Raw genomic sequence first — 12,252 nt, forward strand, 5'->3', positions numbered from 1 at the left:
CCGCTGGTGGCCGGCGCCGGGGTGATCGGCCTGGCGGTGGGCTTTGGCGCGCAGTCGCTGGCGCAGGACCTGATTACCGGCATCTTCATCCTGATGGAAGACACCATCAGCGTGGGCGATGTGGTGGATGTGGGCGTGGCCTCGGGCACGGTCATGAGCATGACCATCCGCACGGTGCGCCTGCGCGACGGCACCGGTGCGATCCATTCGATTCCGTTCAGCCAGATCAAGACCGTGCGCAACCTGTCGCGCGATTACTCCTACGCCGATTTCGAGGTGCGCGTGGCGATGGACGCCGACCCCAAGCGCGCCATCGAACTGGTGCGCGAAGTGGCCGACGGCATCGCCGCCGAGAGCCGCTTTGCCTACGCACTGCTGGGCGGTGCGGAGGTGTTTGGGGTGGACCGCTTCGACGGCGGCGCGATGATCGTCAAGGGCCGCTTCAAGACGCGCCCGCAGAAGCAGTCCGACGTGCTGCGGCCGTTCAACACCGCGCTCAAGCAGGCGTTCGACGCGGCCGGCGTGCCGCTGGCAACGCCCTCCACGGTGCTGCGCCCGTCGCCCGCCTTGGAGCAGTGGATGACGCGGGAGGGAGCGGGGGGCGAGGCCGGGCGCCCGCCCGCGTCCGGCGAGACGCCGGCCGCACCGGCCTAGCGGCGTCTGCGCCGTACGGTCACAGCCGCGCCACTGCCAGCCCGATCGCCAGCAGACTCCCCAGCCCGAAGATCGTCCAGCCGACGGTGCGTTTCTTGGTGGTCAGCACCCACAGCCACAGCCCCGACAGCGACAGGAAGATCAGGCAGCCAGCCAGCGTATCGGCCAGCAGAATCCACGGCACCGTCATGCCGACGCCCTTGTGCAGCGCCATCAACGTGGCGAGCACGCCGTAGTCGGACTGGCGCACTTCCGCCGAGTGGTTGCCGACCCAGTATTCCACCTGGACTTGCGTGGTGGCGTTGCCGAAGTTGTAGGTCCATTGCTCGGGCTGCATCAGCGGCTTGATGGAGGGGCGCTCGCCATCTGACTTGGCCGCTGGTTCTGCCCACGGCACCGGGCGCGCACGTTCCACTCGCACACGGGCCGGCGGCTCCGGCATCTGCAGCGCTTGCTGCAGCCGCGCGCCCATGGCTTCCGGCGTGGCCGGCAGCGGATCAGACAGGGCGACGCGCGTGTTGGTCTTGGTTTGCGCCACCGGCAGCTTCATCACCGCGCGGTGGTTCAGCCAGATGCCCGATACGCCGAAGATCAACCCCATGATCGCGCCCCACAGGCCGAACCAGCCATGCGTCTTGCGCAGCCAGCGGACCAGCGTGGCGCGGTGGTTGGCGGGGTGTTCGGCGCGGGCCTTGCGGGCTGGACGGGCCTGGGGCGCTGCCGCCGGGTTGGCGGACAGCGGAGGATGGGAGAGATCGGTCATGACGCGACGCAGGACGGCACACGTGGCCGCCGGTGGGAGGGCGAATCGACCGGTCAATATAGATGAGAATGATTCTCGTTGCAATCCGAGCCGCCTTACCCGGCCTTACCGCGTGATCTCCTCCAGCGCCCGCCGCGACGCCTCATCCGCCGGATAGAAGCACTCGATGCGCATCTCCTGCAGCCCCGCATCGCGCGGCGTGCCCAGCGTGGTGAGCGTGCTGAACAGCGAGATCGTCACGTCACCGCGCCGCAGCGTGACCGGCAGGAAGGGCGGAGGGTCCGTCGCCTCGACGGCCGGGGCCGTGCGAGCCTGGGCGGGCGCCTCGGCAAAGAGGGCCGGTTGCAGCGCACGCATCTCGGCCAGCAGGCGCTGCGTGGCCGGGTCGACCGCGTGCAGCGCCAGCTCCTGCCGCACGCGTCGGGCCAGGTAGCGGCCGACTGCCTCGCGGTTGACCAGCGCCGGCCATAGCGCGGTGGGGTCGAACACCAGCTTCATCATGTTGACGGCGCCGGGCGTGCCTTCGGCGCGGTCGTCGCCGATGGCCCAGCGCATCAGGCGGCGGTGCGCGGCGTTGCCGTCGAGCACGTGCCAGAAACGGTCCAGCACGACGGCCGGGTAGGGCGCCTGCTTGTCGAGGATCAGCTTCACCGCGTGGCGCACGGCCTGCATCATCGGCGAGGCTTCGTCGGGTGGGGCGGTCAAGCCCTGTTCCGGGTAGGCGGGGGCGAAGCCGGCGGCCAGCAGCATCTGGTTGCGGTGGCGCAGGGGCACGTTCAGCTCCTCGGCCAGCTGCAGGATCATGTTGCGGCTGGGCGTGGCGCGGCCCGATTCCAGAAAGCTCACGTGCCGTTGCGACACGTCGGCCGCCAGCGCCAGGGCGAGCTGGCTGTGGCCGCGCCGCGTGCGCCAGAAGCGCAGCAACTGCGGGAAGCGCGAGGCCGCGGCCTCGGGCGGCTCGGCGGGCACCTGGGCGGTGTCGCCGTCGTCGAGCACGGCGATGGTGTCGGCGCGGACGGAAGGCTGGGTCGGTTTCATGACACCTATTGAAGCAGAGCCAGGTACGTTCGGCGATTACCTGTCGCGTCATTGTGGCCGCATCCTGCGCCACCAATACTGCACCCATCGAACCCGGAGCAGCGGAGCCCCCATGCAGCGCGATCCCATCGCCACCCCCGCCGACGCCCTCCCGGTGCGCGAAGACCACATCCGCACCGCCGACGGCTGGACCCTGCCGGTGACGGTCACCAGCCCCGGCCCGGGCGCGCACGGCACGGTGGTGATCTGCCCGGCGCTGGGCGTGCCGCGCCAGTTCTACGGCGTGTTTGCGCGGGCGCTGTGCCTGGCCGGCTGGCGCGTGGTGTCATTCGACTACCGCGGCATCGGCGAGGCGCTGGCCACCGGGCCGGGCATGCCGCGCTTTGCCGATTGGGGCACGCGCGACATCGACGCGGTGCTCAAGTGGGTGCACGACACGCTCACCCCCGAAGGCTGTGGCGGGCGCCGGCTGGTGGTGCTCGGCCATAGCGCGGGCGGGCAGCTGGCCGGTCTGGCGCCGCACATCGTGCATGCCGATGCGCTGGTGCACGTGGCGGTGTCGCTGGCCAATGCGCGGCTGTGGCCGTGGCGCGGGCCGCTGGGGCGCGCGAAGCTCGCGTGGCTGCTGCGCGTGCGGATTCCGCTGGCGGTGGCGCGCATGCGGGGCGGCACCCTGCCACTGGCCGCCGTCGGCATGGGGCCGATGTCGATCCCGGCCACCATCCTGGGCGACTGGGCGCGCTTTGCGCGGCGGCGCGGCTACCTGTTCGCGCCGGGCGCCGGGCTGGACACCTCGCGCTACGGCCGCCTGCCGGTGCCGCTGCTCGCCTGGGGCTTCGACGATGATCCGATGGCCCCGGCGCGCGCCATCGACGCGCTGGTCGCACGGTTTCCCGCCGCGCGCGTCACGCGCCGCCAGGTGGACGCGGCGGCGCTGCACGGCAAGCCGGTCGGGCACATGGGGTTCTTTCGGGCGGCGTCCGGCGCGCCGTGGTGGCGCGAGACGGTGGCCTGGCTCGACGCGCTGGCGGCTGCCTGAGGCGCCAGCTATGCCTGCCGCGCCGGCCTCAGGCGGCGTCGCGTGCCGACATCTCGTCCGCCCCCGGGCGGTGCAGGAACGCGCTCGGGCTTTGCCCGAACGCCCGCCGGAACATCGCCGAGAACGCACTCTGGCTGTTGTAGCCCAGCTCCTGGGCGACGCGCGCCAGCGGCATCCCCTGTGACATCAGAGGGATGGCGCTGGCCAGCACCGCCTGCTGGCGCCATTGCGAGAAGCTCACGCCCAGCTCGTCGCGAAACCGTCGCGCCAGCGTGCGCGTGCTGGCGCCCACCGCGTGGGCGAGTTCATCAAAGGTGTGCGGCGTGCCGGGGTCGGCCATCACGCGCTCGCACAGCGCGCGCAGGCGCTTGTCGGTGGGCATCGGCAGGTCCAGCGGCAGCGGCGCGCTGCGGCGCAGCTCGTCGAGGATCAGCACCCCCAGCGCCCGCTCGCGCTCGGCCGGCAGCGGCCGCTTAACGTCCATCGCGGCAATCAGCTCGCGCAGCAGCGGCGACACCTCCATCACCCGGCATTGCATGAGTACGCCCGTCACCACCGACGGGTCGGCGTAGAGCGTGCGCAAGTCGGCCGCCGCCACCACCCACACCTCGTGCTCGATGCCGGGTGGAATCCAGATCGCCCGCGAAGGCGGCACCACCCAGGCGGTGTCGCCGGCTTGCACGCGCAGCATGCTGGTGTGGCTGTAGGCGACCTGCGCCCACGGGTGCGTGTGACGTGGAAAGCGCGTGTTGGCCGCCATATGCCGCGTGTACAGCCGCACCGGGTGCGCCGGCGTGGGCGGGATGCGAAGCTCGAGGTCGGAGGGCAGCAGGCGGGGCGGCATGGCGGGTTTGCAGCAAGGTGACAACGGCAGGTGCGACAAAACCAGTCTAAAGCGATCCGTAAGGCTTGTCGAAGTCACGTGGCGATGGCAGGCTATCGCCCGCGTCGGTTATGTTCCACCGAACCAGAACGACAAAGTGGGCCGCACAAGCGGTCTCGACAAAACGCCGCAAGGTCCCAAGAGGCCACTGCGGTGAAGGGTGCTTACATGCAAACGGGAAATCACGCGCGCAGCGGCCGGGGTGCGCGCTTGCGCCAGCGTTGCGCCGCCGTGCTCGCTGTCTGCGCAGGGTTGGCGGCCTCCATCGCGCAGGCCGATATCAGCATCATCCAGTCGCTGCCCCTGTCGGGTTCGCAGGCCACCACGGGGCGTGCACTCAACGCCGGCGCACGGCTGTATTTCGACTGGATCAACCTCGACGGCGGCATCAATGGCGAGCTCATCCGCCTGGTGGCGCGCGACGACGAGCAGAAGATCGAACAGACCCTGCGCAACGTGCGCGACATGGCCCGGATCGACAACCCGGTGGCCGCGCTCACCGTGGTCGGCACCGCAAACGTTGAAGCGCTGATGCGCAGCGGCGTGCTGGCCGACGCGGGCCTGCCGCTGGTCGGCCCCGCCACCGGCGCCTCCAGCATGACCGGCGACCCGCTGGTGTTCCCCATCAAGGCCAGCTATCAGCAGGAAATCGACAAGATGGTGGGGGCGCTGGCGATCATCGGCATCACGCGCATCGGCGTGCTGTACCAGGACGATGCGTTCGGCCGGGAGGCCATGAGCGGTGTCGAGCGCGCGCTCAAGGCGCACAAGCTGGCGATTGCGGCATCGGCCTCGTACCTGCGCAACACGTCGACGGTGGGGCCGGCGGTGGACAAGCTGCTGGCCACCGACGTGCAGGCGATCTTCCTGGGCGCCACGGCCGAGCCGGCCGCGCAGTTCGTCAAGCAGTACCGAGCGCGCGGCGGCGGTGCGCAACTGTTCGGGCTGTCGTCGATCGACCCCGGCATGCTGCTCAAGGTGGCGGGGCTCGAGGCGGTGCGCGGCTACTCGCTGGCGCTGGTGATGCCCAACCCGGCCAAGGGCGTGAACCCGGTCATCCGCGAGTTCAACCGCGCACGCACGGCGCTGGGTGCGCGCGATGTCGACCTCTCGTCGCGCTCGGTGGAAGGGTTCGTGGCAGCCAAGGTGCTGGCCGAGGCGCTGCGCCGCGCCGGTCCCAAGCCCACGCGCGAACAGGTGCGGCGCGAGCTGGCCGGCCTGCGCAACTACGATGTCGGCGGCGGCTTCACGGTGGATTTTTCGGATCGGCGCCGCCCGGGCTCGCACTATGTGGAGCTGGGCGTGGTCGGGCCGAATGGGTTGGTGATCCAGTAACCGCCACGGCGCAGGGCGCTGGGCGCGTCCGGCCCGCTCCCGCGCGCAAGCGGGGAGGGCTCACGGCCTGGGCCTCAGGCGTCGTGCGCAAGGCAAAAACGCTGCGACTGGCGCGTTGGGCTGCCCACGCGGAGCAAAGCGCTTGGCGATGGCAGCATTGCGCTGCTCGCGCAAAGCAAAAAGCTCCGGAATGGGTGCCTTGGCGCTTTGCGCGCCGAGCAAAAAGCCTTGCGGTCGGAGCGTGGAGCTTCAACCGCAAAGCAAATAGCGTTGCGATTCGAGCCGCGAAGCTGGGCACACCGTGCAAAAAGCTTTGCGGTTGAAGCTTTGCGCTTCGCGCGCAAGGCAAAAAGCTTTGTGATTGGAGCGTTGGCGCTGCGTGCGCCGAGCAAAAAGCTTTGCGGTTGGCGCGCCAAGCTTTGTGAGCGGTGCCGCCTCAGGCTGGCCCGATGCGGTAGTGGTACGCGTAGGCGTCGGCAAAGCCGAGCGAGCGATACAGGCTGACCGCCGGCACGTTGTCGGCGCCGACCTGCAGGTAGGCGGTCAGCGGCGCATCGGCGATGCCCTGGGCGCGCGCCCAGTCCAGCATCGCCACCGTCACGGCGCGGCCGAGGCCCCGCCCGCGCGCGGCAGGGGCCACGCGCACATCGAACAGGCCGACATGGGCGCCGTCCCGCACGGCCAGGCCAATCCCCAGCACCTCTCCTGATACATCCCGCAGCGTGATTGCCGCATGCGGGCGGTCGAGCGCGTCGAGCATGGCGCGGCGGGTGGCGCGACCATGTGCGTCGAGCCCATCGAGCTGCGCGAAGGTGTCGTGCCAGAAGTCGGGGATGGTGGTGTCGGCCGTGGTGACGATGCCGTCGGGCATCGGCGCGGGGGCGGTGCCTGCGGCGGGTGCCAGGCGCGCCGTCATCACGCGGCAGTCATCGACGAACTGGTAGCCGTGGGCGACGAGCAGGGCGTCGGCCTCGGGCGCCGCCAGCGGGTTGATGCGCAGGATGACCGGCAGCCCGGCGCTGCGGTAGACGGCTTCGATGCGGGCGAGGCGCGCCGCATCCAGTTCGGCGCCCGGGGCGCGCGGGTTGGCGGAGTTGGCCCGTTTGGCCAGGCCCCCCGCCATGCGCAGCACCCAGAGGCCGTCTTCGAGATGGTGTTCGGGCGGCAGCGCGGCAAAGCCGGCGTGCTCGATGGCAACGATGTCGACGATATCGCTGATGCCGATCGGGCCGCCCGGGTTCTGCATCGCGCGGTCAGGCAGCGGGGACGGTGCCCGCGCCATGCACGTGCTTGCCCGCCGGCTTGACGATCGCCAGCGTGGCGACGAGCCCGCACAGCGCGGCAAACGACACCCACACGCCCGGCATCGCCTTGTTGCCGGTGGCGTGGATCAGCCAGGTGGCGATGGCCGGCGTGAAGCCGCCGAAGATGGCGGTGGCCAGGCTGTACGCCAGCGAGAAGCCGGTGGTGCGCACCTCCGGCGGCATGATCTCGGTGAGCGTGACGACCATCGCGCCGTTGTAGCTGCCGTACAGGAACGACAGCCACAGCAGCACGGTCAGCATGCGCGCGAACGACGGTGCGCCCACCAGCCACTGCATGGCCGGGTAGGCCGTCACCAGCATCAGCGCGGTGAACAGGATCAGCAGCGGGCGGCGGCCGACGCGGTCGGACACCGCGCCCATCACCGGCAGCCAGAAGAAGTTGGACGCGCCCACGCACAGCGTGACGATCAGGCTGTCCATGTCGGACAGGTGCAGCACGCTCTTGCCAAACGTGGGCGTGTAGGCGGTGATCAGGTAGAACGACACCGTGGTCATCACCACCAGCAGCGTGCCCGCGCCCACCAGGCGCCAGTTCTGGCCCATCGAGCGGAACACAGCGCGCAGGTCGGGGCGATGCTTGCGCTTCTGGAATTCCTCGGTCTCTTGCAGCGAGCGGCGGATGATGAACAGGAACGGCACGATCAGGCAGCCGACCAGGAACGGCACGCGCCAGCCCCATGCGCTCATCTCAGACGGCGGCAGCAGGATCGACATCACCACGCCCAGCAGCGCGGCAAACATCACCGCCACCTGCTGGCTGGCCGATTGCCAGCTCACGAAGAAGCCCTTCTTGCCCGGGGTGGCGATCTCGGCCAGGTAGACCGATACGCCGCCCAGTTCCACGCCGGCCGAGAAGCCCTGCAGCAGGCGCCCGATCAGCACCAGCAGTGGCGCCGCCAGGCCGATGGTGGCGTAGCCCGGCACCAGCGCGATCAGCAGCGTGCCGCACGCCATCAGCGCCAGCGTGACGATCAGGCCCACGCGACGGCCGTGGCGGTCGATGTAGGCGCCGAGGAAGATCGCGCCCAGCGGCCGCATCAGGAAGCCGGCGCCAAACGTGACCAGCGACAGCATCAGCGAGAGGAACTCGTTGCCGGCCGGGAAGAAGGTGTCGGCAATGGCCTTGGCGTAGTAGCCGTAGACCATGAAGTCGTACATCTCCAGGAAGTTGCCGCTGACCACCCGGAAGATGGAGCGGGCCTTGGATTCGTTGGGGTTATGGGTCTGCATGAAATGTCTCACTCAACTGCTGGGGTACAACGTGAAGCCGAGCCGGACAGCGCAGCGCGAGCCGCCTCGTAGAAAGTGGTGATGTGGTACGGCGTGCTGGACGGCATGTCGGGGCGCAGGCACTGGCCGCTGGCGTCAATCACTTCATGCCAGCCGTGCGCGTGCAGGAAGCGCGCCTGCCACAGCGGCAGCATGCGCGCGAGCAGGGCGACCTGCGTCGGCGTGCCCACGGCCAGCGCGCGGCCGTATTCGGTCTGGGCCCAGATGCGCTGGCTCATGTCGCGCGGGCTACCGTCGAGGTTCAGCGACAGGCACACGCCCTGGGTGTCGGCATCCACGCCCAGGCGGCAGCCGAGGTCGACCGCGCGGTCCAGCGTATCGGCCAGTTGCCGGCCAGCCTCGGAGCGGGTGAACACGTCGGCATGGGCCCGTGCCAGGTAGACCCACTCGAACTGGTGGCCGGGCTCGATGCGGTTGTCTGGGCTGGCCTCGTCGACGGGCAATTCGGTGATGCAGCCGGTGCGTGCATCGAGGCAGCGCGCGAGGATGCCCTCGGCCTGCACGCGCACGCCGGCTTCGGCCCAGGCGGGCGCATCCGGCAGGGCGGCGGCGGCCAGGTAGGCCTCGGTCAGGTGCATCACCGGGTTTTGCGCGACGCCGGCCTGTGCGGCGGTGAAGGCCTCATCCATGGTGGCCACCGGCAGCGGTGAATTGCCCACATGCGCGCCTTGGTGCGTAAAGCGGCGGGTGATGACGTCGTGCGCCTCGTCCATCAGCGCGGCGGCGCGCGGGTCGTCGCTCACCGCCAGCCAGTGGGCAGCGGCAAACAGCACGAAGGCGTGCGTGTAGAGATCCTTGGTCGCATCCAGCGGGGCCAGCGCGCTGTCGATGGAGAACACCCAGCCGCCGTTGATGGTGTCGCGAAAGCGCGTGTCCAGCGCGTGGCACAGCGCGGCGGCGCGCTCGGCGCACAGCGCCTTGTGACGCGGTGACAGCACCGTCGCGCGGGCGAATGTATACAGTTGCCGCGCGCACGCCATCGCCCGGTAGCGCGCGGTGGAGGCGGGCACCAGCGTGCCGCTGCCCGCGTCGTCCAAGACCAGTGCCTCGTAGCACAGCCCGGCCTGCGCGTTCCAGCCGGGGCCGAGCCACATCGGCAGCAGGACGTCGTCGTAATGACGGGCGAATGCCTGCAGCGCGGCGGGCGGCTCAGGTGTGCCGGGTGCGGACGTAGGGAGCGATGGAAACATATGCGCCGGGCCTGTCATGACGAAAGCCGGCCCAAAGGCAGCCGGCGGGGGCATAGATTGTGCGCCAACTGACGGGCGGATGCCACGCGAGGCAGCCGCAATCCCTATGGTGGCGGAGGGTTGTGGGTGTACTGAAAGGTAAACCCCGGATGATTCTGCTAGCTTGGGGCTGTGCGAAGATGCCGCTATCGACGTGACGGCTTCTGCCCCCCATCCATGCACCGCCGCGATCTTCTCAAGCAGTTGGCCGCCGGGCTCCTGGCCCTGGCGCCCGGTTTGGCCCGCAGTGCCGCATCGCAAACCGAGGCTTCCGCCCCCGCCCCAACGGAGCCTTTCGACGAAACCACCGTGGTGCAGCGCGCACGGGCCCTGGCGGCCCGCCCGTACCACCGCCGCAGCACCACCTTGCCGGCACCGCTGGCTAGCCTCGGGTGGGACGCCTACCAATCCATCGGCCACCGCGCCGACCACGCGCTCTGGGGCGGCCAGCACCTGCCGTTCGAGGCGCGCTTCTTCCATCTGGGCCTGTTCTTCAAATCGGCCGTGCGCATGCACGAGGTGGCGGACGGCCAGGCGCGCGTCATCGCCTATGACCCGGCCCTGTTCGACTACGGCAAGAGCGGCCTGGACCACCAGGCGCTGCCGGCCGACCTGGGCTTTGCGGGCTTTCGGCTGACCACCAAGGCTGATCCGACACGCGACGTCGCTGCCTTCCTGGGCGCCAGCTACTTCCGCGCAGTCGGTGGGCAATGGCAGTACGGCATGTCGGCGCGCGGGCTGGCGATCGACACGGGCCTCGCGCGCGCCGAGGAGTTTCCCGATTTCACCGAATTCTGGCTGGTGCGCCCGGCGGCGGACGCCGAGACCCTGCGCGTGTACGCCTTGCTCGACTCCCCCAGCGTGGCCGGTGCCTACCGCTTCGACATTCGCCCCGGCGACACGTTGGTGATGGACGTGCAGGCCACGCTGTTCGTCCACAAGCCGATCGAGCGCCTGGGCATCGCGCCGCTCACCAGCATGTTCCTCGTCGGCGAGAACGACCGCGCCGACCGCGCCGGCGACCGCCAGAGCGCCGCCCGCCGCTGGCATGCCTCCGACTGGCGCCCGGAGATCCACGACTCTGACGGCCTGGCCATCTGGCGCGGCTCGGGCGAATGGATCTGGCGCCCGCTGGCCAACCCGCCCAAGCTGCGCAGCCAGCGCTTTGCCGACGACGGCCCGCGCGGCTTCGGCCTGCTCCAGCGCGACCGCAACCCCGACCACTACCAGGACGACGGCGTGTTCTACGAGAAGCGCCCGAGCGTGTGGGTCGAGCCCACGCGCGGCTGGGGCGAGGGCGCGGTCGAGCTGGTGGAGCTGTCCGCCAACGACGAGACCTTCGACAACATCGTCGCCTTCTGGCGCCCGGCCGTGGCGCCGCAGGCCGGGCAGGAGCTGGCCTTCGGCTACCGGCTGACCTGGGGCGCGCAGCCGGCCGCCGCCTCGCCACTGGCGCGGGTGGTGGCCACGCGCACGGGCATCGGCGGCATCGTGGGGCAGCCGCGCAAGTACTTCTCGTGGCGCTTCGTGGTCGACTTTGCCGGCGGGGAATTGGCGCGGCTGGGGCATTCCACCGCCGGTGCGACGGTGGAGCCCGTCATCCGTGCCTCGCGCGGGCGGGTGGAGATTGCCTCGGCGCGGCCGCTGGCCAGCATCGACGGCGTGCGGGCGATGTTTGACGTGGTGCCCGATGCCAGCAATGCGCCGATCGAGCTGCAGCTCACGCTGCAATCGGGCGAGCGGCTGCTGTCGGAGACGTGGGCGTATCAGTGGACGCCGCCGGTGGATCGGGCGGTGTGAGTGGCTGGATATACAATACATATCCAGTTTATCCATTCCTCTTGGGAGGTCGCCATGCAGGTATCGAAGTGGGGCAACAGCCTCGCGATTCGCTTGCCAGCGGCAGTTGTCGAGGCCTTGCAATTGCACGAAGGTGATGACGTGGAAGTGGTCGTTGCTGGCGAGCGCGTATTCGGAATTCAGAAAAAGCGCACGGCTAAAGAATGGTTGGAGCGGCTGCGGCCATATCGAGGCAAAATGCCCGCGGATTTTATTTTCAGCCGCGACGAGGCCAATGACCGTGGCTGAGGCGTTTCTGGACAGCAACGTGGTGCTGTACGCGCTATCGCAGGACGCCCACAAGGTCGCCCGAGCGGATGCGTTGATGGCTGCTGGTGGCGTCGTCAGCGTGCAGGTGCTCAACGAGGCCACCAACGTGATGCGCAGGAAGTGGGCGATGGCCTGGGGTGAGGTGGATGCTGTACTAGAGGTTGTGAGTGCACTGTGCCGCATCGAACCGCTGACAGCTCAGACCCATGCGCTTGGGCGCAACCTTGCGCAGCGCTACAGCCTTTCCATTTACGATGCAATGATCGTGGCCGCAGCCACTTTGGCCGGCTGCAACGTGCTGTACTCCGAAGACATGCAGCACGGTCTCGTCATCGATCAGAGCCTGCGGATCATCAATCCTTTCGCGGCGTGAACCTCGCCGCCATCTCCGCCCACCCCTCGGCCCCCAGCCGCTCCATCGTCGCAATATTCCGCTCATAGATATCCGCCGCGTCCGGCACCGCTGCCGCCGCACGGGCGATGCTGTCCTCGCGCAGCAGGTGCAGGATCGGCACCGGCGCGCGGTTGGTGGCGTTGGCGATGTCGTCCGGATCGGCATCGGCGAAGACGAAATCGGGGTGGAAGCT

The 12,252-nt window shown here is 69.6% G+C and carries 13 protein-coding genes; 6 read left to right on the forward strand and 7 right to left on the reverse strand.

All coding sequences use genetic code 11. The annotated features are described in order from the left end of the window. A partial coding sequence (locus QZ609_RS18815) for a mechanosensitive ion channel family protein (protein ID WP_295497970.1) occupies positions 1-654 on the forward strand: 654 nt, incomplete at its 5' end. Between the two features lie 19 nt (positions 655-673). Here QZ609_RS18815 and QZ609_RS18820 read toward each other — a convergent pair. Both QZ609_RS18820 and QZ609_RS18825 read right to left on the reverse strand, forming a co-directional pair. Then, positions 674-1,417 (reverse strand): PepSY-associated TM helix domain-containing protein, encoded by a 744-nt coding sequence (locus tag QZ609_RS18820; protein WP_295497972.1) that lies wholly within the window; start codon positions 1,415-1,417, stop codon positions 674-676. 105 nt (positions 1,418-1,522) lie between these two features. Then, complete coding sequence (locus QZ609_RS18825; protein ID WP_295497974.1) at positions 1,523-2,455, reverse strand: helix-turn-helix transcriptional regulator; 933 nt, start codon at positions 2,453-2,455, stop codon at positions 1,523-1,525. A gap of 112 nt (positions 2,456-2,567) precedes the next feature. Between QZ609_RS18825 and QZ609_RS18830 the strand changes: the two genes are divergently transcribed. Beyond that, positions 2,568-3,494, forward strand: coding sequence for an alpha/beta fold hydrolase (locus QZ609_RS18830; RefSeq protein ID WP_295497976.1), 927 nt, complete (start codon positions 2,568-2,570; stop codon positions 3,492-3,494). A 28-nt stretch (positions 3,495-3,522) separates the two neighbouring features. Here the strand turns inward: QZ609_RS18830 and QZ609_RS18835 are convergent, their stop codons facing one another. Further along, positions 3,523-4,338: a helix-turn-helix transcriptional regulator gene (locus tag QZ609_RS18835; RefSeq protein WP_295497978.1), complete on the reverse strand. Its 816-nt coding sequence runs from the start codon at positions 4,336-4,338 to the stop codon at positions 3,523-3,525. Positions 4,339-4,545: 207 nt separating this feature from the next. Here QZ609_RS18835 and QZ609_RS18840 point away from each other — a divergent pair, with 207 nt between their 5' ends. Continuing rightward, positions 4,546-5,712, forward strand: coding sequence for an ABC transporter substrate-binding protein (locus tag QZ609_RS18840; RefSeq protein WP_295497980.1), 1,167 nt, complete (start codon positions 4,546-4,548; stop codon positions 5,710-5,712). Between the two features lie 436 nt (positions 5,713-6,148). Here QZ609_RS18840 and QZ609_RS18845 read toward each other — a convergent pair whose 3' ends face one another. The 3 genes from QZ609_RS18845 to QZ609_RS18855 are packed head-to-tail and all read right to left on the reverse strand — an operon-like array spanning position 6,149 to position 9,517. Next, positions 6,149-6,958, reverse strand: a complete 810-nt coding sequence (locus tag QZ609_RS18845) for a GNAT family N-acetyltransferase (protein WP_295497982.1) — start codon at positions 6,956-6,958, stop codon at positions 6,149-6,151. Between the two features lie 7 nt (positions 6,959-6,965). After that, positions 6,966-8,267, reverse strand: a complete 1,302-nt coding sequence (locus QZ609_RS18850) for an MFS transporter (protein ID WP_295497985.1) — start codon at positions 8,265-8,267, stop codon at positions 6,966-6,968. Positions 8,268-8,275: 8 nt separating this feature from the next. Next, a complete protein-coding gene (locus QZ609_RS18855; protein ID WP_295497987.1) occupies positions 8,276-9,517 on the reverse strand; it encodes an AGE family epimerase/isomerase in 1,242 nt (413 codons plus the stop codon). 216 nt (positions 9,518-9,733) lie between these two features. On the opposite strand from QZ609_RS18855, the gene QZ609_RS18860 reads away from it, so the two are divergent. Genes QZ609_RS18860 through QZ609_RS18870 form a run of 3 tightly spaced genes read left to right on the forward strand, consistent with a single transcriptional unit; the run spans position 9,734 to position 12,038 of the window. Further along, the gene (locus QZ609_RS18860) at positions 9,734-11,356 is read left to right on the forward strand and encodes a glucan biosynthesis protein (protein WP_295497989.1); all 1,623 of its coding nucleotides are present in this window, start codon (positions 9,734-9,736) and stop codon (positions 11,354-11,356) included. 54 nt (positions 11,357-11,410) lie between these two features. After that, on the forward strand, positions 11,411-11,644 hold the full coding sequence (locus QZ609_RS18865) for an AbrB/MazE/SpoVT family DNA-binding domain-containing protein (RefSeq protein ID WP_295497991.1): 234 nt from the start codon (positions 11,411-11,413) through the stop codon (positions 11,642-11,644). Next, positions 11,631-12,038: a PIN domain-containing protein gene (locus QZ609_RS18870; RefSeq protein ID WP_295497992.1), complete on the forward strand. Its 408-nt coding sequence runs from the start codon at positions 11,631-11,633 to the stop codon at positions 12,036-12,038. Before QZ609_RS18865 ends, QZ609_RS18870 begins: the two co-directional genes overlap by 14 nt. Here QZ609_RS18870 and QZ609_RS18875 read toward each other — a convergent pair. Next, positions 12,019-12,252, reverse strand: a 234-nt coding sequence (locus QZ609_RS18875) for a DUF1415 family protein (RefSeq protein WP_295497994.1), incomplete at its 5' end; no start/stop codon positions are given. The genes QZ609_RS18870 and QZ609_RS18875 overlap by 20 nt on opposite strands.

This window comes from uncultured Ralstonia sp., from assembly GCA_913056305.1.
Lineage (GTDB): Bacteria > Pseudomonadota > Gammaproteobacteria > Burkholderiales > Burkholderiaceae > Ralstonia.